The organism is Bacillus sp. KH172YL63, from assembly GCF_011398925.1.
Lineage (GTDB): Bacteria > Bacillota > Bacilli > Bacillales > Bacillaceae_B > Rossellomorea.
This window is the reverse complement of sequence record NZ_AP022842.1, coordinates 324,855-342,545: the sequence shown is the minus strand read 5'-3', so window position 1 is coordinate 342,545 and position 17,691 is coordinate 324,855. Positions and strand designations below refer to the sequence as shown.

General features: G+C 38.2%; 23 protein-coding genes. All 23 read right to left on the bottom strand.

Features of this window, described 5'->3' with window-relative positions; genetic code table 11:
- Window positions 1-12 precede the first annotated feature (12 nt).
- The 23 genes from KH172YL63_RS01815 to KH172YL63_RS01700 all read right to left on the bottom strand — a co-directional run bounded on the left by KH172YL63_RS01815 (window position 13) and on the right by KH172YL63_RS01700 (window position 17,685).
- A complete protein-coding gene (locus KH172YL63_RS01815; protein WP_173104506.1) occupies window positions 13-618 on the bottom strand; it encodes a hypothetical protein in 606 nt (201 codons plus the stop codon).
- Between the two features lie 461 nt (window positions 619-1,079).
- Window positions 1,080-1,406, bottom strand: coding sequence for a hypothetical protein (locus KH172YL63_RS01810; RefSeq protein WP_173104505.1), 327 nt, complete (start codon window positions 1,404-1,406; stop codon window positions 1,080-1,082).
- 15 nt (window positions 1,407-1,421) lie between these two features.
- Window positions 1,422-1,556, bottom strand: coding sequence for a hypothetical protein (locus KH172YL63_RS21690; RefSeq protein ID WP_269475183.1), 135 nt, complete (start codon window positions 1,554-1,556; stop codon window positions 1,422-1,424).
- Window positions 1,557-1,586: 30 nt separating this feature from the next.
- The gene (locus KH172YL63_RS21560) at window positions 1,587-2,153 is read right to left on the bottom strand and encodes a pre-toxin TG domain-containing protein (protein ID WP_232066094.1); all 567 of its coding nucleotides are present in this window, start codon (window positions 2,151-2,153) and stop codon (window positions 1,587-1,589) included.
- A 161-nt stretch (window positions 2,154-2,314) separates the two neighbouring features.
- Window positions 2,315-2,590, bottom strand: coding sequence for a hypothetical protein (locus KH172YL63_RS01795; RefSeq protein WP_173104504.1), 276 nt, complete (start codon window positions 2,588-2,590; stop codon window positions 2,315-2,317).
- 124 nt (window positions 2,591-2,714) lie between these two features.
- Window positions 2,715-3,521: a pre-toxin TG domain-containing protein gene (locus KH172YL63_RS21555; protein ID WP_232066093.1), complete on the bottom strand. Its 807-nt coding sequence runs from the start codon at window positions 3,519-3,521 to the stop codon at window positions 2,715-2,717.
- A gap of 124 nt (window positions 3,522-3,645) precedes the next feature.
- Window positions 3,646-4,062 carry an immunity 70 family protein gene (locus tag KH172YL63_RS01780; protein ID WP_173104503.1) on the bottom strand — a complete coding sequence of 139 codons (417 nt, stop codon included), beginning with the start codon at window positions 4,060-4,062 and terminating at the stop codon, window positions 3,646-3,648.
- Between the two features lie 14 nt (window positions 4,063-4,076).
- The gene (locus tag KH172YL63_RS01775; protein WP_232066092.1) at window positions 4,077-4,499 is read right to left on the bottom strand and encodes a hypothetical protein; all 423 of its coding nucleotides are present in this window, start codon (window positions 4,497-4,499) and stop codon (window positions 4,077-4,079) included.
- A 32-nt stretch (window positions 4,500-4,531) separates the two neighbouring features.
- Complete coding sequence (locus KH172YL63_RS01770) at window positions 4,532-5,182, bottom strand: pre-toxin TG domain-containing protein (RefSeq protein WP_173104502.1); 651 nt, start codon at window positions 5,180-5,182, stop codon at window positions 4,532-4,534.
- Window positions 5,183-5,410: 228 nt separating this feature from the next.
- Window positions 5,411-5,623, bottom strand: a complete 213-nt coding sequence (locus KH172YL63_RS01765; protein ID WP_232066091.1) for a bacteriocin immunity protein — start codon at window positions 5,621-5,623, stop codon at window positions 5,411-5,413.
- Window positions 5,624-5,994: 371 nt separating this feature from the next.
- On the bottom strand, window positions 5,995-6,831 hold the full coding sequence (locus KH172YL63_RS01760; RefSeq protein WP_173104500.1) for a hypothetical protein: 837 nt from the start codon (window positions 6,829-6,831) through the stop codon (window positions 5,995-5,997).
- 226 nt (window positions 6,832-7,057) lie between these two features.
- On the bottom strand, window positions 7,058-8,443 hold the full coding sequence (locus KH172YL63_RS01755) for a VWA domain-containing protein (RefSeq protein WP_173104499.1): 1,386 nt from the start codon (window positions 8,441-8,443) through the stop codon (window positions 7,058-7,060).
- A gap of 88 nt (window positions 8,444-8,531) precedes the next feature.
- Window positions 8,532-8,738 carry a hypothetical protein gene (locus tag KH172YL63_RS01750; protein ID WP_173104498.1) on the bottom strand — a complete coding sequence of 69 codons (207 nt, stop codon included), beginning with the start codon at window positions 8,736-8,738 and terminating at the stop codon, window positions 8,532-8,534.
- A 19-nt stretch (window positions 8,739-8,757) separates the two neighbouring features.
- Entirely contained in the window at window positions 8,758-9,453 is a 696-nt protein-coding gene (locus KH172YL63_RS01745; protein ID WP_173104497.1) for a Tad domain-containing protein, read from the bottom strand.
- The gene (locus tag KH172YL63_RS01740; RefSeq protein WP_173104496.1) at window positions 9,443-9,850 is read right to left on the bottom strand and encodes a TadE/TadG family type IV pilus assembly protein; all 408 of its coding nucleotides are present in this window, start codon (window positions 9,848-9,850) and stop codon (window positions 9,443-9,445) included. The genes KH172YL63_RS01745 and KH172YL63_RS01740 overlap by 11 nt, the downstream gene beginning before the upstream one ends.
- An 18-nt stretch (window positions 9,851-9,868) precedes the next feature.
- On the bottom strand, window positions 9,869-10,561 hold the full coding sequence (locus KH172YL63_RS01735) for a hypothetical protein (protein ID WP_173104495.1): 693 nt from the start codon (window positions 10,559-10,561) through the stop codon (window positions 9,869-9,871).
- An 11-nt stretch (window positions 10,562-10,572) separates the two neighbouring features.
- Window positions 10,573-11,376: a hypothetical protein gene (locus KH172YL63_RS01730; protein ID WP_173104494.1), complete on the bottom strand. Its 804-nt coding sequence runs from the start codon at window positions 11,374-11,376 to the stop codon at window positions 10,573-10,575.
- A gap of 48 nt (window positions 11,377-11,424) precedes the next feature.
- Window positions 11,425-12,714, bottom strand: coding sequence for a hypothetical protein (locus tag KH172YL63_RS01725; protein WP_173104493.1), 1,290 nt, complete (start codon window positions 12,712-12,714; stop codon window positions 11,425-11,427).
- 79 nt (window positions 12,715-12,793) lie between these two features.
- On the bottom strand, window positions 12,794-14,173 hold the full coding sequence (locus tag KH172YL63_RS01720) for a VWA domain-containing protein (protein WP_173104492.1): 1,380 nt from the start codon (window positions 14,171-14,173) through the stop codon (window positions 12,794-12,796).
- A 44-nt stretch (window positions 14,174-14,217) separates the two neighbouring features.
- Window positions 14,218-14,436, bottom strand: coding sequence for a hypothetical protein (locus KH172YL63_RS01715; protein WP_173104491.1), 219 nt, complete (start codon window positions 14,434-14,436; stop codon window positions 14,218-14,220).
- 17 nt (window positions 14,437-14,453) lie between these two features.
- A complete protein-coding gene (locus KH172YL63_RS01710; RefSeq protein ID WP_173104490.1) occupies window positions 14,454-15,395 on the bottom strand; it encodes a type II secretion system F family protein in 942 nt (313 codons plus the stop codon).
- 3 nt (window positions 15,396-15,398) lie between these two features.
- On the bottom strand, window positions 15,399-16,322 hold the full coding sequence (locus KH172YL63_RS01705; RefSeq protein ID WP_173108015.1) for a type II secretion system F family protein: 924 nt from the start codon (window positions 16,320-16,322) through the stop codon (window positions 15,399-15,401).
- Window positions 16,300-17,685 (bottom strand): TadA family conjugal transfer-associated ATPase, encoded by a 1,386-nt coding sequence (locus tag KH172YL63_RS01700; RefSeq protein ID WP_173104489.1) that lies wholly within the window; start codon window positions 17,683-17,685, stop codon window positions 16,300-16,302. The genes KH172YL63_RS01705 and KH172YL63_RS01700 overlap by 23 nt, the downstream gene beginning before the upstream one ends.
- Between the last annotated feature and the right edge of the window lie 6 nt (window positions 17,686-17,691).

Here is a 17,691-nt window from a genome sequence, read left to right as displayed (position 1 = left end):
TCAACTGTTACTTCACTTCTCTAATTCCTCCATCCTCTCAGGAGTAATCAGAAGAATAGGAGCAATAAACAGGAAGAATAAGGCCCCAACATAAAGGAAAATCGCTATTGGCACAGCACTCGGGTGACCACTGGCCCTCACATTAGTGAATAAGATGGAACCAAACGTAATTATGAGAGGAACCGTCACCATATATACTCGTCCCAAAGCTGTTCGTGTTGGGTTCTTTACTCCATAAGCAATGTTTTCAGCAAAAAGATAAGGGACCAATGCCATAATGATAATGACCAGCAAACCCGCCCAAAAGACGATGGTTCCGGTAAACACCCTAAATAAAGGGATGGCAAAATAAAGCGACAACGCTACCAGCATTACATAAGCATTCAAGGAGAAATACCTTACGCTGTCATTGCGATTAAATTTCCACAAAATAAAAGAAGTGATGCATGCAATGATGGCAATAGTCATGTTCAAACCAAATAAAAGCCAAGATCCGTCAGGTACGACACTGCATAGGGCTCCCATCAAAATCAGAAGGAAAGCTATTGTATCAATCCTACTTTCTTTTAGAGGCACCTTCTTTTTGAAAGTCATTGTTTTCACCCATCCATTCTTCATAAAATTGATTCTCCATCCCAACATTGTCCTAATTACAGAATCTCATTGAAACTCCCTTCGATTACTATGAACAAAAATAGTAGAGAGTGGCTTTATCGCCAAAGACAAATGAAAAATATTCTGCCGCCTTAAAGAATCCTCCCCCTCTTTGTGGGTCTAGTCTTTTAACAAGAGCCGTATATACCATGTATAAATTCTCACTTTCTACTCTGCAGGATTAAGGTCCATTCGGCACTAGGTAGCCCGAAATTATATAAAAATCTATTTGCACCCTTCTTCGAAACTTCACCCGTACCCTTAGTTCTATCTAAAATTAAACATTAGATAATGGTAATAGTTGAAGAACACCGCCACCTTTATTCATCACACTTTTTATAATATAAAGAGTAAGTTATTCGGTACTGTGTCTACAAAAAAATATTGGTCACGAGAACTAAAATATCCTCGTGACCTATTATTAGTTAGATACTTAAATCAAGCATAAAGTTAGGTGTAATATTAAGTTCGATTACTGGCTCTTTACTTTGTTGCTTTAGTACTATTAGTTTTGATTTCTCTACCCTAATTTCCTCTACATTTTGTATTTCAATGTCATATAATGGATTTTGGAGTTGGTTGTGGTCCAATCTTATTGTTACATATTGGTCATAAACCGAGAAAGAAAATGCTAATTCTAATCCTAGGAAACCTTGCATTTGATATTTGTAAATTTCAGCTTCTCTATCAATTATTATTGGTTCACTATTGAATAATTCCAGCATTAAATATTCATTGTATTTAATTGCCATGCAAACACCCCTCACTCACTTTGGAATTACCGTAATAACATCACCTTTTGTGTTAGTAATTACAGTAACGTCTTTACCATCATATTTTAATGTATTTGGTCTATTTCCAGCAGTAGGTTTTACATTTCTAATTGTTTCCTCTACAACCATAGGTGGAACACCCCTTGGGTCAACAAAATTTTAAAATTCTTTAGCACCTGGCTTTAATCCCTTTTCAAGGGCTCTTTTTTCTAACTCAACCCCAACTTGGATAGTATGAGGTGCCATTCTTTCTAGTGAGTGTTCTGAATATCTTCTTCCACCTATCTCACCGCCACCACGAGGCGTATCCCATCCATAATCATATTTACCTATACCCTTACAAGCCACAACCACCCCAGGCTTCTTCTTATCCTCCACCTTCGCCAACATCTTCGCCTTATCCGCTGCTTTCCCGACTTTATCCATTTTATCGAGGGCTTTAATCGGTTTGAAGATGCTACCGGCTGCGATGATTCGTTCCATGCCGGAGACTTTTTGTTGGGTTTCCGGGTTGACGCCTGTCGCGAAGCCTCCAAAGTCTTCCATGTACTCCATGAGGATCTCACCCGAAGTGACATATTGATAGGCGTCTTTGACCGCTTGTTTGGAGAAGAGGTAGCTTCCGATGTTCTTCGTGTATTCCCATGTGGAGAATAAGCCGCTTTTCACATCGTTCCAGGCGTTTTTGGAAAAAAGGTAGCGGGCTGTGCTTTTGTGTCCTTCCAAATTCCTCCATCCATGACATAGTGAAATTTGTCTATGGTGGATTGTTTGGCATCGCTGAAGATGTCCCCAGAAGAGACATAATCCCACATGGATTTGGTGCTTTGTTTTTAACGTTAAAGACAAAAGCACTAGGCTCCCAGTGCTTCATAACTAACTAAAATTCAATTAGTGCTATCTATCATTTTTTCTACTTTATTCATTTCATCTAAAACAGGATTAAGATAATCACTATACGCTTCTAAATATGCTCTACTCAGCCCACGTAAACTAATCATTTCTTTGGAAAGACGATCCACTTTATTATTTTCTAAGATATAGCATGCCTCTCTATATTTTTTAATTATCATCTTAAGCATATCAGTTGGTTCTGACTTATACTTGTCCTCCAGGAGAATTAAAGCTTTCTTTATCTGTATGACGATTTTTTTCGAATCCATCCAATATCCATCCCCTCTACCGACTTGGCACTTTCCTTGTTTCTTTTATCCAGTCTTCATCCCAATTTTGAGGTAGTAGAACTTGATCTGCTCCTCCGGCAAGAAGTGTACCCCCTTTAGTAGTTTACTTTTCTACTTTACCAATGTTTAATTCTGTTCCTTTTGGAATTTCAATAACAGCTTCATACTCTCTATTATTCTTCCATTCCGGTAATAGTGCTGAATCTATCTTACTATTAATTCTATTCGATGCAGGAGTTGTAGTAGCAAAAGCTCCCTTAGGATTTGCCTTTCCGCCGTAAGTTCTATAGACTGTTATGTTTTCATTTGTAATTACTGTTCTATATTGAGAATCTGTAAAAGTCTCCTTGAGCCATTCAGGTAAATGATCTTTTTCTTTTACTGTTACTTTGTTATCAATTGCAGTTACATACTTTGGATTGATGTTAGCAACTGTTTTTTTTCTTTTAATACCCTTACGTTCCTCCACCTTCGCCAACATCTTCGCCTTATCCGCTGCTTTCCCGACTTTGTCTATTTTATCAAGAGCTTTAATCGGTTTGAAGACGATGCTACCGGCTGCGATGATTCGTTCCATGCCTGAGACTTTTTGTTGGGTTTCCGGGTTGACGCCTGTCGCGAAGCTTTCAAAGTCTTCCATGTAATCCATGAGGATCTCACCCGAAGTGACATATTGATAGGCGTCTTTGACCGCTTGTTTGGAGAAGAGGTAACTTCCGATGTTCTTGGTGTATTTCCATGTGGAGGATAACCCGCTTTTCACATCACTCCAGGCGTTTTTGGAAAAGAGGTAGCGTGCTGTACTTTTTGTATCCTTCCACATTCCTCCGTCCAAGACATAGTGAAATTTGTCTATGGTGGATTGTTTGGCATCGCTGAAGATATCTCCAGAAGAGACATAATCCCACATGGATTTGGTGTTGTCTCTTATCTGTTCTTAATGGCTGTTTGTAATGTACGCGATGAAGTTTTCTACGCGCTGTTAATATAAAAAATGACCTTGAAATATATCAAGGTCATTAATAGAAGGAATTTTATAAGCTCTCTATATAAACATCTGAGTTAGTTTCTAGTCCTTTATTTAATGCTTTCATTAACATATCTATTAAGTCCTCACCATCACTTGTTACAAAGTAATTAGATAAATTCGTAATATCCTTACTAATATTATCACCCCACGGTGGTCGTTTAGATAAGTCTTCAATATCCCAGATTACTTGTGAAGGGCTAAAATTCTGTAACTTCTTTTTAATGGATTCTAATTCATTTATAGCACGATCAATTTTCTTATGCTCAAGTTTCCCATTATAGAGTTCGACTAATAATAATGGATACTCAGTGCCCCAGCCATCTTGCTCTAAATGATAACTTATGTTAGAGAAAAAAGAGTGTAAGAAATCACCATGCCCAATTTGATACCAGGAAAATTTCACCTTAAATCCCACAGCCATTTTTCTCACCTCGATCAATTTGTTTTAAATCTTATATCAACGTTACCATTTGTTTTTTCCATAATCTTTTTATATACCTCATCTAGTGTTTCATCTGATACATTTTGTCCCCTAATATCAATTATTACAGACTGTTTTGTATCTTTAGGCAAATCATTTACTCTTTTTTCTACCTGCTTTGATACATTATTAACTAACCTACTCCGTCCTCTCGAAATAGTAGTAACCTTATAATTTTTCACCTCAATACTATGCCCAGCCTGATATAAGTCTGGTCTAGAACTGCCTTTTTCTCCATAAGGTACTACTTTACCTTCCTTGAAGGATTTTTGTGCTTTATACTCAGGAAAATCCTTCTCTACATCAATTTCAGACTGTCTCCAAGATGGTCTAGAATCTACCCCAGGCTTCTTCTTATCCTCAACCTTCGCCAACATCTTCGCCTTATCCACTGCTTTCCCGACTTTGTCTATTTTATCGAGAGAGCTTTAATAGGTTTGAAGACGATGCTTCCGGCTGCGATGATTCGTTCCATGCCTGAGACTTTTTGTTGGGTTTCCGGGTTGACCCCTGTCGCGAAGCTTTCAAAGTCTTCCATGTAATCCATGAGGATCTCACCCGAAGTGACATATTGATAGGCGTCTTTGACCGCTTGTTTGGAGAAGAGGTAGCTTCCGATGTTCTTCGTGTATTCCCATGTGGAGAATAAGCCGCTTTTCACATCGTTCCAGGCGTTTTTGGAAAAAAGGTAGCGGGCTGTGCTTTTTGTGTCCTTCCAAATCCCTCCATCCATGACATAGTGAAATTTGTCTATGGTGGATTGTTTGGCATCGCTGAAGATGTCCCCAGAAGAGACATAATCCCACATGGATTTGGTGCTGCTCTTTATCCATTCCCATAGGCCGGTTGCAGTGTCTCCCAGCCCGTTCCCGACACGCTTGAAGTAGTTTTCCCATTCTTGTGAGCTTGTGAGGAATTCCCATAAGTCAGGATCAGTATATTGAAGATTTTCAATATCTTCTTCTTCCCATCCCCTATTTCCAAGCTCTTCAAGAAAGACCGAGAAAAATGGGTCAGCCCCGTCACTATTACGCAATAGTATGAAGGAGGACTGCCCCATAATTCTTTCGTTTTATTATTTGTTCTAAGATCAAATAAGACAGATATCCATATCTTTATAATGAGTGGTTTACTCGATATTGAATAGTACTTGAAAAACCTTAAAAGACATATAGCCAATCATGGTAAGCATAAAAACTTTCATTTTCGTTCCAACAGTATATTATTTAATCCTGTCTGTTTATAAGTAACCTCAAAAAAGTAGTTTTTTTCGTGTTCCTCACTTATCCTACGAAAGTAGATTTGGTCTATACTTCATTGCTTTTTCGACTATTTCCTCGGCACTTAATTCATCTTCATTCCAAAATATCAAGTCGCTAACATTTGGATGTGGAACATTTTTCTCCACAACATCTATCAAATTATCAAGTTCTTCCTCCGAACCCTCAGCATTAATTATTTTTTCCACAATTTTAATTAATTCTTCTTTATGAAGTCTCAAGTTATAACCTCCTTTTTTAGTGATGCTCATCTACCAAAATGGTAACGTTTATCAAGTATGTCGGATTTCCCTTCCAAGGCTGTATGTCTGCAGATGTCGATAGTGGGAGAATCGTACTGAGTAGAAAAAGACTATTAGAGAACTGATCCAACGTGTCAAGTTCTTACTCACAGTACCACTTCTGTATTGTACTAACGGATTGAATTTTGGGATTGATTTCATTTCGATAGCTATGTCCATAGAAAACACCTATCTACTAATGTATGTATTTATTTAATTATTAATAAAGGAAATAGAATAGTGAGAGGAGGATGACACCCTAAAATTTATTAGTATATAATATCCAACTATCCCTAAAAGCTTAAATCACCTTACAACTTCTGTACCGAAGGGTTTCTAACTCTCCTCTTAATAAAGTTCTCATCTAAAGCTTGATAAAAGTCCTTTTCATTTTTCTTAACAAATTTCTCTTCTAATTCTTTAAAGGTGAGTGTAAGGTTTTCTTTGTAATCACCAAAACCTTTTATAGAATGGTCTAATCTATTTTCTGAGTCTTCACTCGCCATTATTTTAGTTTTCTTATAAAAGTTTACCAACCCATTAGTAAAGAGCTTTTTTTTATCCATGTACACAACTAATTCCCTCGAAGAGTGAATTAGCTCTTTTTGTTTTGCTGCTTGGAGAAATTGATAGGCATGTACTTTACCATATAACCGTTGAATATCGGATAGCTGCTCCTCAATAAAAACATTAGTAGTTTCAATCTTCTTGATCATCTTTTTAAAATCCGAATACGTCTCCCTAATGTTTTTTAACGAACTTTCAAAAAAATCGATTGCCTTTATCATTTCTTGTATAATTTCCTGTGCATCAATAAAGCTTGAGTCCTCAATTTTCTCATTTAATTCTTGACGGTAACCTAAGTAGCTTGCAGTAAAATCAGTAGAAGCATAGTCATTTACTTTAGATAGTTTATCTTTCATGTACTCTTCTAATAAGATGAATTTGTAAAATACCATTTTCACATCTTCAAATGATATATCATATGGGGTAAACACAAAACTACCATACAACTTTGAACTTAACCTATAAAAATGAGCCATTCTGTAAACATGACTATCCTTATGAAATTCATAAGGACATATATCCACTTTTTCTAATAATTTTTTGTGATCCTGAGCAATGTTAGATATGTCCTGTTTGTTCATAATCAGTCACCCTCCCATTCCTCGTAGTAATTGGTCCTACAGTAGTAAACTCTCTCACCAAAATACAATGTTCGGAAAAAAATACTGTTGTTTAGCGAGGGCGTCTAAAGTCTATTTTCCCGAATTTGAAACTTGTCTTCCATTATATGAATCGTCGGACTCGATCGCTCGACCTCATTTAGAGGGTGACTGGGGTCATAAATGTATCGGTAACCCTCCCACAGTTTTATTGAGTATTAATGTTGTACTTCTGCTCTAATGCTTTCATGGCTTCTTTATAACTTTTCTCGTTTATTGCTCTTAATTCTTGCTCAAATTCCTCAACTTCAGCATACATCCATTCATGATACTCTCTGTTTTTCTCTGAGAGATATGTATTTGATTCTGTATCCATCTTCCCATGATTAGCGAGAATAGATAAGAATAAGTCTATTTGAGTTTTTTCTGTTGTTACCTTTACACTCTCTTGTGTAATGTATCCAAATATGTCCAAGCTGTTTTGTACTTCTTTTAATTCTATAGACTGCTTACCTTTTCTTTTCCACCTTTCCCAAGATTCAGCAACACTCTGGATCTTCTTAAGCTCCGATTTTAAACTTGCTTGGTCTTCAACATTCTCATAAATGCCCTCAGTGGCATCAGCGATATCCTTAAGCTGTCTTTGACCGTCGGCATCCACGTTGAATCCGATAACATTTATAATAGGTTTCAAATTAGAATCATATAGATCCTTAGCAGCTGCTACCGGGTCTTGATCACATGTTTCTATTCCATCGCTGACTAGATACACAATATTAGTATTGTTTTCACCTTTAAGTGTAGATAGATCCTTTTTAGCCTCATTAAGTGCAAGCGTTATTGGTGTCCAGCCATTAGGTTGAACTAGGTCTAAAGCAGATTGGAATTTAGAATCTTCTAAAGGCTCGATTGAATACATCATTTCTGAACTATTACAAGAAAGTTCTTTGTCTGAATCTGCATTACTGCCTTTGTGCCCATATACCCTAAGCCCCATTTTGGTCCCTTCAGGCAAGCTTTCAACGAACTTCTTAATCTCTTCTTTTGCAGCGTCCATCTTTGTAGTGCCGCCAACATCCTGTGCCATACTTCCAGAGGCATCTAAAATGATTTCTACATTTAGATTCTCTTTAAATTGATACCTGGAATCTTCTATTTCGGGATCCCCGAAAGACTGAAACTTCATTTGTTTGATTAAGCTATCTGGACCTTTAAAATCTCTTTGAACTCTCTTTAACAATTCCTGATAAAAATAATCCAATTCCTTCTTGGAAGGATTATTCTGAATATCAGGTAAATCCTTGAATCTTTCAACAACCTTATCCTTGTCTTCTTCAGTTAAAGTTGGAATTCTCTCGGAATCTTTTCCGGCAGGCAAATTTTCTAATTCTTGATATGTTGATGGTAATGGAGAAACCTCTACTTCTTCATTCGAAGAAGTAGTAGAGGTTTCTTTTTTAGATGATTTATTATCATCATCTACCTTTTGGGAAGTATTTTTTTGAGAAGTTTGATTCTCTTTGTTCTCATTTCCGCAACCTCCCATAATAATCGATAAAACTATTAAAATCTGAAGTACCTTCAAACGCTTCATTTCTCTACCTCCAAATAAAGATGCTTTAGAATGTTCAAATTAACCTTGTAAACTAATTTTACTTCTAATAAAAAGCCTGAAGTTCACTTCAGGCTCCTGTTCCTTCTTTCATCTGAATCTGATGAAGATGGTTCTTCCTCATATATGGCAATGCCATTCCAACTACAACTGCGGTTATCGGTAAGCCACCATCGCCTAGCAGCCATTCCAGTACCGAAACCGGGACGTATATCGCATAGAAGAAAATCATCAGGAATAAATAAAATCTTCTCCAGCGTTTTTCTTTTTTGGACATTTTCATTCCTCCTGTCATATTAATAATCAAGGGATCTCTCTACCTCTTGATTATGAAAGTTTGAAAGCTCTTCAATAAAATCCGCTCTAGGTCCAGCTGATGTTTGAAACAGATCTTCCTTGATACCCTGAAAAAAACCTTTAAAGGCGGTTCCGTCCATGGTGTTTGAAGCATGGACAAAAACTTGTCCGTTTTTTATCGTTAAAGTGGCATCAGTTAGGTTTCCGCCATTTTCTAATATAGTAGATTTAGCTTGGGAGACCATTTCCGGTAAGATTCCGTTGTAAATATCTTGTCCCAATTGATAATCAAGATCTTCTTTTCCGATACCATGACGTAATTCCTCTGTCAAAACAATGTCCATTGCTTCCAGCTTGATTTCATTTTCCGAATAATCATTGTACCCAGGATCAGATCTTAATTGTGATTCCTTTTTTTCGATCTTCTGCCCGATAGATTCTGGATATGAGTCTACTGTACCGATTAATCCCTTCTCATATTCTTCAATAGCCTCGTCCAATTGATCGTAAAGGACTGACGTGGCTGCTAAGCTTGCCTGCTGCGCGGTAGTATTCGCTTCTTCCTTCACCGCGAAGATCTTGGAAAGGTTAAATACAAAGACAAACAAGACCATCATGATACTCAGTAACCCTATCATAAAGAGCGCCGCATTCCCTCGTTCTTCCTGAAGATACGCTTTAACGCTAGCTCTCATTTTTGATCACCTTGCCAGAGGCTGTAGAAGTAAACGATATGGACGGGGTAGCCCCTCCTGGAAATAGCTTTTTCGGAAGAAACACCAAATCAATCTCTACGTTTACATTTGTTGTAAAATCCTTGTCAGCCATACCTGATGCGCCTGAAAAAGTTAAATAGGATCCCCCGGCATTGACTATTCTTTTTGCTGCTTCCGTCGCCTCGAATGAATCTTCAGTGATTGAGTACACTTTAGCAGCTTCGTTTGCTGCCGATTGAGCAACCACAACAGCTTGCACGCTTATGATGAGCTGCCAGGCAATCATGACGACCAGCAGGATAAAGGGGAGGATTCCCAAGAATTCGATGGTAGATGAACCTTCTTCACTTTTCAATTTTTCATTCAGCTTATACATAACCTTCTCACATCCTCACTACACAAGCTTGCGTAATCCTGCTCTCCATTTTAATGTGTAGGTTGTTAATAGCACTAAAAAAACAGGGTAGAATAGCATATTGGTAATCATTTGCACGCCTGCTATAGCCGCGTACGAAGAAGTAATATTTAAAACAAGCCCATTCAGAACAATTCCTACGACCATCTCTATGATTCCCCATAGTAATAGAAGAAGAATAATTTTAATGAACTTCTTTTTAAACAATAGACCTGCTTCTTTAATAGACTTCCATACCGATTTGTTGTCTACTATTGCAATGATTGGTGCGGTGATAAACACAGCCATAATCACAATCCCTGGGATGATAAAAAATGCAAAACCTATTATTGATAGAATGCTGATCAGACAAGCAAAGATAAAAATAGGAAAGCCCTTTACCACAAAAGTATATAAAGCGTTTCGTAAAGAATTCTCCCTGCCTTCTAATTCGTTGAACGTATATTTCACAAACGGGATTTGAGCGTAAATGAAAAACAGAATGGTAAATAGAGCATAATAAATATCCGCTACAGAATAGATTGTTCCTACGTTTGGAGTAACTGCATAGATATAATTCGTAATAAGAGAATGCAACAACAATAACGGTAGTTGCACACAGAGAATGATCACTAAAATCTTTTCAAACCTTTCCCCCATAAAGGAGAAAGTGTGTCTTATTGGTTTATCCATATTGTGTCACCTCATGGTTTGGGGTAGCGTAGGTCTTGTTTGTAGCGTGGGAGTTTTTCTTTAATGGCTTTTTCAAACTCTCCTATTAGAATTTCTATTTGTTCTTCTACCGGCAAATCTACAATTTCAGCTTCAACTTTTAAAGAATTAACCCCTTTTTCTACATCTTTGATATCAGTTGTCAATTCTTTTATTACCGTTTGATCATATTTAGACAGCTCTTTAATTAAGTTTTGCTTCTTCATTTCTTTATAGACTTCTATCAAACTTTCATGCGTGTCTAAAAGTATACTCCCTTGTAAATATTGAATTCTATTCAATTGTGAGAGTACTTCCATAAGCTTTCTTATTTCCTTTAGGTCAATATTGTTACTAACTAATATTTTGTCATCATAATGTTGTGAGTATCTTTTTATTTGATATTGTAGATCTTTTAAATTCGATTCAAGAGTGTTTAAAACCTCAACACCTTTAGACAAAGTATCATTATTATTCGTAGCTAGATATTTTTTTAAAACAATAGAAATATTACTGAATGAATCTGGTGATAGTTTCATTTTTGCTTGTTCAAGTTCGAAGAAATTATTAACTAGGGCTGTGAAACCTACCAATTGCTCAAAAGCTAAAATTGCGTCCGCCTCTGAGTATTCCTTTTCAGAAATAACCGAATACCCTTTTAACTTGTCTCCTTTTTTGTAAATCACTAAATAATATCCAACATTATTTACTTTATAATTATAAGGATTAATTAATACCTTATTTTCAAAAAGCTTCTTATGCTTATTTGCATTTCTTTTTAATACTTGGACATCCATAAACATATCTCCTAACTAATGAGGGAGACAGAGAGCCTCCCATTGATACTAACTAAACCAACCCTTCACCTTACTTATACCATTGCTAATAGCTTTAGTAGTATTTTTTACTGGATTTCTTGCAAATTTCTTTATACCACTCCAATTGTCAGCTACTAGCTTGGTTAACTTAGAAGCTCCCCAAAGAGCCGCTCCTCCTGCAATCATAATAGTTCCAGCCACTTGAAATCCTGGAATTGCAGCAACCACTACTCCGGCGTTCATGGCTAAATCACCCAAGTTACTACTTGCCTCTGCTATAGCAGACACTTTCTCATTTCCAGCCGCACTCGAATTAAAAACATCATATGCTTTTGCTCCATTAAAGCCCAATTCAAAAGCGGAATATCCTGCACCTAATGCAGCAGTAGCGATATTTAATTTTGAAATAGCGCCAATATTAGGTAAGTCCCCTGCAATGTTACCTGCATCAATAACACCTCTTGCAGCGTCTAAACCATCTCTTAACTCTGTTAAATCTTTAATATATCTATAATCTTTAACTGCCTTAGCAGCATCAATTGACTTTAAAGTACCATCATGAATATCTGCTATTCCATTAACAAGAGACGGTGTTTTATCACCTAAACCAACCTTCACTCCATTCAGAACCAAAGAAGAAAAGAAAGAACCATTAGGCTTAAAGTCAACTCCGTCTTTCATATAATCACTTATCATATTGACTTGTCCGCCAATAACATCATTTGAGATGTACTTTGCAATTTCTACCCCTTGAGGCGTATTTACTTGTGTAGGATCAAATCCTTCCGGTGAATAGTTCCTCACACTACCTGCGGTGGGTCCATAAATTGTTCCATATCCCCCGATTGGATTTACGGTGGTACCATAACCGTTAAAAGGATTACCGCTTGTTCCATTCCCACCAAACGAGTTGCCATTCGTTCCATTTCCATTAAAAGGATTCCCATCCGTTCCATTACCCTGAAACCCATTAGGCGTCCAACCATTCAATACCCAAGGATCCATGTACCAAGGCGCGTTTGACCAATCAACCCCTTCCCAGGATTGTCCATTCGTTCCTTGGCCGTTAGTTCCCTGACCTTCAGTACCGTTACCTTCCCAATCATTTCCCTGTGTTGACTTACCTTCCCAGGGATTCCCCTCCCACTTGAATTGCTGAGGGTCCCACTGGCTTCCTTCCCAAGAACCACCTGTCCACGGATTTCCGTTCCACGGTTTGATGGTGGCACTTGCATATATAGGCAAGGAAAATGATTGGAAAAGAACGATGAGTAGAGCCAACAGGACAAAAACCTTTTTGGTTATTCGTTCCATCATCGTTCCAGTTCCTTTCTATGTGTAAGGTTTTATGCTTTACTCATCGATGAATTCCCCAAGATTAGTCTTGTTTTTTACATCATTCAGCTGCAGAGTTGTATTTGTTTTTAATGGCTTCTTTTAAAGTCTCAATTTCCTTTTTATTGGTTTCTTTCATATCACTTAATATCTCATTGTGAGACTTCTCAATTAGTTTTGAGACTTTAGTAGATCTTTTTTTCAACTCTTTTTCATGATTTAAGTTAATTTTCTTTTGTTCTCTTAGAAGAGAAAGTATTTCGCTAATTCTGATCATTTGTTCATCTTTAGAGAAATTCCAATCATTCGAATATTTCATAATATCAAGGTTATTATCTAGTCGCTTACTCTCAGCATCAATCATGGCATTGCCCTTCCACTCTTCCCACCTCAGCAATATTTCTTGAGCTCTATCGAATTCAGTGGATAACTGTTCTTTATTTCCAACAGTAGTATAAATACCATTTGAGGCTTCTGATACCTTTACCAATTGTTTTTGTGCCTTAGCGTCAACGTTAAACCCAATAACGTTAATTATCGGTGAAACGTTTGAATCGGCAAATTCCTCTGCTACTTTTACAGGGTCCCCATCACAAGTTTCAATTCCATCACTAACTAAATATATTAAATTAGTATTGGTCTTTTGGTCATATTTTTTAAATGATGCGAATGATTCTTTTAAGCTGTCGGCGATTGGTGTCCATCCACTAGGCTGAAAATGGTCCAACGCCTTATTAAATTCTTCAGATTGATAATTTTTAAAACCGTACACCTGTTCAATAGCGGAGCAAGATTTTTCTTTATCCTTTTCATGACCTGTCCCTTTATGGCCATATACCCTTAAAGATATGTTGACTTCTTCAGGCAAGGTAGAAACAAACTCACTGATGGCTTCCTTTGCTAACTCCATCTGTGTCTTCCCACCAACTTTTGCTCCCATACTTCCACTAGAATCCAATATTATTTCAACATTATAATTCTCTTTAAACTGATATTTAGGATCTTGAAGATATGGGCTACCAAACATTGAAAATTCCCATTTTTTCACTAAATCTTCTGGATTCTGAAAATCATTTGCGCCCAAAGAATAGATATACCTAAAATACTTGTTGTAATCTTCTTCACTTGGATTATCTGGAAGAGGAGGAATATCCTCAATTTCACTATTAACTATTTCAGTTACTCCTTCTTGAAACACTGTTTTGTTGGCAAACTTGCCAGGTGGTTGATTTATCACTTCAAGTGTATTTTGCGGTATATCAGGAAGTTCTTCGAAGTAGCGGCTATCACTCAATGATGATAATTGCCCTTGATTATCTTTCTCTTCAACCTTTTCTTTTGGTGCACTATTCTTTTTAGCATCACTGTTATTATCATTTTCACTACACCCTATCAATAAGAGAGAAACAGTGAGAAAGAGAATGATCGTTTTAATTCTCATAGGCTGATCTCTACCCCCCAGACATTATAATAAATTATTAATTTTCATCCTCCTCCAATTTGGCCGATCATTGTTTTAATTTTGTTTAGTACAGTTCTTCCAATTGACGTATCATTCGCAAACGCCTGCGAAATAACCCCAACCAAAATTACAATCACCGCTGCAATCCCAATCCACTCCAACGTTTGAGATCCTCTTTCATTGCGAATCATTCCATCCAATTTAATTGAGCATTTTGTGTAAAGTTCTGTTAGTTTTTTCATTATTATTTTCCTCCGTTTTATAGGTTATCAAATAGTTTAATGATGCTGTTCTCCCCATAGATTAAGTTCAGTAACATCAGCCCGGCAATCATAAGTATGGAAACCGGCGCCACGACGAATGTGGTGACGAGTGTTACTTTTGGGGAAGCTTTAGCTGCAAGTTCTTTTACTTGTTCTTCTCTGAACTGCCTCATGTCTTCTGCTTGGACTTTGAAGGTCGTAGCGATTGGGACACCGAGCTTCAATCCTTGCATCAGTGCCTTGATGAGACTTTGGAATTCAGGGTTATCGTTTCTTTCCAGTAAATTGCGATAGGCGGTTTCTCTTTGTACCCCCAGGTCGATTTCATGATTGAATCGTGAGAACTCTTCCCTGAGAGGACCGTCAAAGAACCGTATCACCTCCCTTAAAGCCTGGTCTAAGCTGACACCTGCCTGCAGGCTGGTGCTGATGGTATCTAAAAAATCGGGTAAGTCATATCTCAAAGCTTCTTGTCTTTTCTTCGCTTGATTTCTCACTACTATGATTGGCAGAAAGTAACCAATCAGCGGGTTGAATATCAGCGCATATTGAGAGAATGGTAGCCCTATTACGAGGGAAAGCATTCCTGAGATAAACCCGATGATTAAGAGAACAATCTTCATTCCTTGGAACCGCTCAACAGTTAATCCGTATTTATTACCGGATTTCTGAAGCCAGTCCCTTACATCATGATTTTCACTGAAGAAATTGATCCGCTGTCCAAGATCCGAGAATTCATCTGCATACTTGGTCAGTTTTTGAACGATGCTGGTTTTGTTTTTCTTTTTCGACTTTTTATCAAAAGCACTTACTTCCGTCACTTCGGATATATGCGCTAGTAACATACGCTTTTCTTTCAGATAGACTGAATAATGCCGGATAGCGATGACAAATGTGATCCAAAAGACAATGATTGCTAAGATAATAATGGCATCCATAGGCTACACCTTTATATTCGTTATTTTTCTGATTAGGAAGAATGAGAGTACGATTCCTGACAGAAAGAGGACGAGGATGATCATTCCCGGCACCGTCTTCAGAGAATCGGTGAACCCTTCAATAATATTGTTCATCATCAATACGATAAAGATCGGCATGGCGGGAACCAGGATAGAAATATACCGTTGTTCAGAGGTCATCGTCTTGATCGTTTGATTTAATACTTTACGGTCTTCCAATGTGTTTGACATAGAATCCAAGGTAGCCGCTAAGTTCCCCCCGGTCTTCTTCTGGATGAGGATGGTCGCGATGAACAATTGAAATTCCCGGGATTTATTTCGTTGTTGGATCGACCTCAATGCCACTTCAAGAGGCACCCCGAGTTTGAGTTCATTTGCCAATCTTTTAAACTCATCTCCTGCTGGCGCACTTACCTCCCGTGCTACCATTTCAATTCCTTGATTGATGGTAAGTCCGGACCTGGCCCCGTTGCCGAGTAATCGGCAAATGTCGGCAAGCTGGCTGTTGAAGCGCTCTTGATATTTATTTTTTCTTAAATAGAATAATAGAAAGTGTGAAGTCAGCAAGATTCCCGGAATCAGGAGCAGGACCAGATTCATAGGGAGTTTAAAGATATTGAATAGCAGGACCAATAGTACTAGCCCGCCTAGAATATGAATTCCTAAATATTCCGATGGAAGGAGCGCAATATTCGAACTTTGCAACTTGAACGCCAACGGTTTAGCCGTCTCGGATTGATCGAATTTATCGCCGATTACACTGATAGAACTCTTTCGCTTTTGCTCCGGATACCACGTGCTGATCTTCTGCTTCCATTCTTTCTTCTGGTTACGATAGCCAAGAAGGAAGTAAAGTCCCCAAAGCAAACAAAGGACAGCTAAACTATAAAGAATAGATACCATCATTAGCTGCACGGTTTACTCCCTCCTTCGGTTCGAACAAGCTGTCTTCTATTTCAACCCCATGGACCTTCAGTCGGTTCAAGCAACGGGGACGTATCCCTGTTGGAACGAATTCTCCTATTACCTCACCGTTTTTTCCAAGTCCGGTTCTTTCGAAAGTGAAGATATCCTGCACCTCGATTTTGTTATGGTCATTTACATATACTTCTGATATATTCATGATTTTTCTTGATCCATCTGACAGGCGTTCGGCCTGAACGATGAAATCCAGGGCCCCCACGATATATTCCCGTATGATATGGGTTGGGAGATCCATTCCGGCCATCACAACCATCCCTTCTACACGGCTGATGGCATCAGAAGGCGAGTTGGCGTGGACCGTCGTAATGGATCCTTCATGACCGGTATTCATCGCTTGTAACATGTCGAATGCCTCTGAACCCCTTACTTCCCCTACGATGATTCTGTCGGGACGCATACGGAGGGCGTTCTTTACCAACTGCCTGATCGTGACTTCACCAGTGCCTTCAACATTGGACGGTCTTGCTTCCATACCTACCACACTGGACCGGTTCAATCGCAACTCTGCAGAATCCTCTATGGTGATCACCCGTTCCTTCAAGGGAATGGATTTTGCCATGGCGTTTAACAGAGTGGTCTTTCCACTACCGGTCCCCCCAGAGACAAGGATATTCATTTTGGCTTTTACAATCGCTTCAAGAAAGAATGCCATCTCATGGGTAAAGGTGTTGTAGTTCATGAGATCTTCCATTTCAAACGGCGTCTTCTTAAATTTCCGGATTGATATCAATGTCCCATTCAAACTGATCGGTGGAATGACTGCATTGACACGGCTGCCATCAGGCAGGCGGGCATCCACCATAGGGGAACTCTCATCAATACGCCTTCCGAGTGGGGCCACGACCCGGTCGATGATATGTCTTACATGTTCTTCATCTTTAAACGTGATAGTCGATTTCTCCAGTTTACCGCTTTTCTCTATGAAGACCTCTGAAGGACCGTTCACAAGAATTTCAGTAATGGTATCGTCTTTTAACAAAGCTTCCAGTGGACCAAATCCAACACTTTCATCGATTAATTTCGAGAGCATGGATTCTTTTTCATGGCTGGGAATGACAACTTTCTCTTCTGCCATAAATTGATTAATCAGTCTCTCAATCGACAGTCTTCTCTCTCCATCTCGCAAGCTTGTTAATTCCTCTAAGTTAGTTTCAGTCAACAATCTAGTTTTATAGTGCTCTATCAACTCATCGATATAGGGATTAGTTGAGCTTGAAGCTGAATTTCCTTCATATTCATATTTCCTGTTGCCTTGCTTATCCGGGTTTCGTTGAAAGAGTGACATCGTTCC

Bases quoted from the DNA above. Each gene is read 5' to 3' on its own strand.
- KH172YL63_RS01795 (WP_173104504.1), bottom strand. From the start codon at position 2,590: ATGGATTCGAAAAAAATCGTCATACAGATAAAGAAAGCTTTAATTCTC.
- KH172YL63_RS01705 (WP_173108015.1), bottom strand. From the start codon at position 16,322: ATGATGGTATCTATTCTTTATAGTTTAGCTGTCCTTTGTTTGCTTTGG.
- KH172YL63_RS01775 (WP_232066092.1), bottom strand. From the start codon at position 4,499: ATGTTGGCGAAGGTTGAGGATAAGAAGAAGCCTGGGGTAGATTCTAGA.
- KH172YL63_RS01755 (WP_173104499.1), bottom strand. From the start codon at position 8,443: ATGAAGCGTTTGAAGGTACTTCAGATTTTAATAGTTTTATCGATTATT.
- KH172YL63_RS01730 (WP_173104494.1), bottom strand. From the start codon at position 11,376: ATGGATGTCCAAGTATTAAAAAGAAATGCAAATAAGCATAAGAAGCTT.
- KH172YL63_RS01815 (WP_173104506.1), bottom strand. From the start codon at position 618: ATGAAGAATGGATGGGTGAAAACAATGACTTTCAAAAAGAAGGTGCCT.
- KH172YL63_RS01810 (WP_173104505.1), bottom strand. From the start codon at position 1,406: ATGGCAATTAAATACAATGAATATTTAATGCTGGAATTATTCAATAGT.
- KH172YL63_RS01770 (WP_173104502.1), bottom strand. From the start codon at position 5,182: ATGGGGCAGTCCTCCTTCATACTATTGCGTAATAGTGACGGGGCTGAC.
- KH172YL63_RS01715 (WP_173104491.1), bottom strand. From the start codon at position 14,436: ATGAAAAAACTAACAGAACTTTACACAAAATGCTCAATTAAATTGGAT.
- KH172YL63_RS01735 (WP_173104495.1), bottom strand. From the start codon at position 10,561: ATGGATAAACCAATAAGACACACTTTCTCCTTTATGGGGGAAAGGTTT.
- KH172YL63_RS01760 (WP_173104500.1), bottom strand. From the start codon at position 6,831: ATGAACAAACAGGACATATCTAACATTGCTCAGGATCACAAAAAATTA.
- KH172YL63_RS21555 (WP_232066093.1), bottom strand. From the start codon at position 3,521: ATGTGGGATTATGTCTCTTCTGGAGATATCTTCAGCGATGCCAAACAA.
- KH172YL63_RS21690 (WP_269475183.1), bottom strand. From the start codon at position 1,556: ATGGTTGTAGAGGAAACAATTAGAAATGTAAAACCTACTGCTGGAAAT.
- KH172YL63_RS01740 (WP_173104496.1), bottom strand. From the start codon at position 9,850: ATGTATAAGCTGAATGAAAAATTGAAAAGTGAAGAAGGTTCATCTACC.
- KH172YL63_RS01725 (WP_173104493.1), bottom strand. From the start codon at position 12,714: ATGATGGAACGAATAACCAAAAAGGTTTTTGTCCTGTTGGCTCTACTC.
- KH172YL63_RS01780 (WP_173104503.1), bottom strand. From the start codon at position 4,062: ATGGCTGTGGGATTTAAGGTGAAATTTTCCTGGTATCAAATTGGGCAT.
- KH172YL63_RS01700 (WP_173104489.1), bottom strand. From the start codon at position 17,685: ATGTCACTCTTTCAACGAAACCCGGATAAGCAAGGCAACAGGAAATAT.
- KH172YL63_RS01750 (WP_173104498.1), bottom strand. From the start codon at position 8,738: ATGTCCAAAAAAGAAAAACGCTGGAGAAGATTTTATTTATTCCTGATG.
- KH172YL63_RS01745 (WP_173104497.1), bottom strand. From the start codon at position 9,453: ATGAGAGCTAGCGTTAAAGCGTATCTTCAGGAAGAACGAGGGAATGCG.
- KH172YL63_RS01720 (WP_173104492.1), bottom strand. From the start codon at position 14,173: ATGAGAATTAAAACGATCATTCTCTTTCTCACTGTTTCTCTCTTATTG.
- KH172YL63_RS01710 (WP_173104490.1), bottom strand. From the start codon at position 15,395: ATGGATGCCATTATTATCTTAGCAATCATTGTCTTTTGGATCACATTT.